The sequence below is a fragment of the Streptosporangium sp. NPDC050148 genome, assembly GCF_055586505.1.
Genome location: NZ_JBVJIA010000084.1, coordinates 1 through 2001, shown reverse-complemented (window position 1 = coordinate 2001; position 2001 = coordinate 1). Strand labels below are relative to the sequence as shown.

Below are 2001 nucleotides of genomic sequence, written 5' to 3'. Positions count from 1 at the left end.
TGTCGTGACTCGCTTGATGCTTGACGTAATGGCATCGGATGATGCTTGACACTCCTAGCTGGTCTTTCGCTGTTTAGTATGCGCTTTGGACTTGATCCGGGTGACCTCCTGGGTGGTGGTTCGTGACACGACGCGGATCGGCTCGCCGTCGGCGTGGATGCTCAGGTGGGTGTCATCGACGCTCACGTCCAGGATCTTGCGGGCGTGGACCCGGCCGACCTGGACCTTCTGGCCGACGACCATGATGGTGCCGCCGGCCGAGACGGTGCGCTGGACGGTGACCGGCCCGGTGGGCGTGGTCGGTGGCGGGCTGGCCCGGCGGGCGCCGCGCAGGCGCCCGCATTCGGTGATCGGCAGCGGGCAGCGCAGCGTGCGCAGCAGCAGGCGCTCGCCGTCCATGACCTGGGCGGTGATGCCGTCCAGGCGCAGCGTGACGCGTTGCCCGGCCAGGTGGGCGCCGACGCAGAGCGCGTGACTGGCCAGGCTGACGATGCCGATCGAGCTGACCAGCCGATCCACCTCAACAGCCGGACGATGCTGCTGAGCGTCGGGAACCGGTGCGGGCCCGGCCGGACGCCCCTGACCCGAGGCGATCAGGGTGGCCAGGTCCTTGACCGTCAAACGAGAGGCCACCGTCTTGAGCCGGCCGCCGCCGGTAGTGAACACGTGCAGGTGCGCCGTGCTGATCCACAACGTGATCGCCAGACCGGCGCGGTCAGGGCCGAGCCAGACCTGCTGGCCACCGACCGTCAGGTTGCCCGAGTCCGGCACCACCCGATCGACCTCGACGGCCGACACCTGCATCGGCTCGGTCACCGGCACCTCGTCGTCGGTGACGACCTCAGGTGACGGCTCAGGCGACGGCTCGGGTGCAGCCATCCTCGCCGAGGGCGAGGATCCCACCATGGTCAAGCTCACCGGCAGCCGCAGCGGCAGCTCTTCTTTGGCCTGCGCCGGCCTCTGCGGGAGGTCGACGCGATCGGCCAAGAAGCGATCGGCGGGAAAGGCCATCTGCAACGCCTGGTGCGGGCGGGCGGTGTTGTAGTGCTCGGCGAAGGCATCCACCGCCTGCTGGGCTGCGTCCATCGAGACGAACGGCAACGCGTCATCGAGCAGTTCCCGACGCACCGTCTGGTGGAAGCGTTCGATCTTGCCGGTGGTGGTCGGGGTGCGCGGCTGGGTATGCAGCAGCCGGATGCCGTTCTCCCGGCAGACGCGCTCAAAGAGCACCTCACCGGCCTTGGGCCCGCCGAAGCGGCCGGTGAACTGCTTGCCGTTGTCGGTCAGCACCTCCAGCGGAACCCCGAAAGCGCGCATCGCCTCAGCGAACGCCGCACACACCTGCCGCCCGGTCGGCCGGGCCACCACCGAGGCGATCACGCAAAACCGCGAATGGTCGTCCACCCCGGTGATCAGCTTGCACTCGCCTCCGTCGGCCAGCAGCAGACCGCCCATGATGTCCATCTGCCACAACTGCATCGGCCCGGACCGCTCCCAGCGCAGGTAGTCACCGCGTTTACGGCGGCGCGTCATCGGATCGATCAAGCCGGCCCGCACCAGCACCCGGTAGATACTCGCTCGTGAGGGCACCGGCGCCACCCCGCGCCGGGCCAGCTCCCAGCCCAGGGTGCGCGGCCCCCACCGCGGGTGCGAGCGCCGCAGCTCACAGATCACCGCCTCGATGGCGGCCGGCGTTTGCATCGGATGCGCCCGCACCCGATGCGAGCGGTCGGCCAGAGCGCTCAGGCCGCCGTCTCGATAGCGGCGCACCCAGGTATGCACCGATTGACGCGAGATCCCATACCGCTCGGCGACATCGGTGACCTTCGCCCCCGACAACACCTCGATCACCGCGTGATAGCGCTGCTCCACGACACTCAACTCCACCAATGCCATCTCGGCCCCCGAAGCGCAGACAACGCCACGAGCAGGCACAGAAGACGATCAAGGTGTCAAGCATCAAGCGAGGCCAGAGTGTCAACCATCAAGCGAGACAGGACA

Annotated in this window: 1 protein-coding gene; it reads right to left on the bottom strand. The window is 68.4% G+C overall.

Going from position 1 to position 2001, the window contains the following annotated elements; translation table 11 throughout:
- Positions 1–54 precede the first annotated feature (54 nt).
- Positions 55–1881 (bottom strand): IS481 family transposase, encoded by a 1827-nt coding sequence (locus ACZ6RT_RS37505; RefSeq protein WP_470158878.1) that lies wholly within the window; start codon positions 1879–1881, stop codon positions 55–57.
- Positions 1882–2001 lie beyond the last annotated feature (120 nt).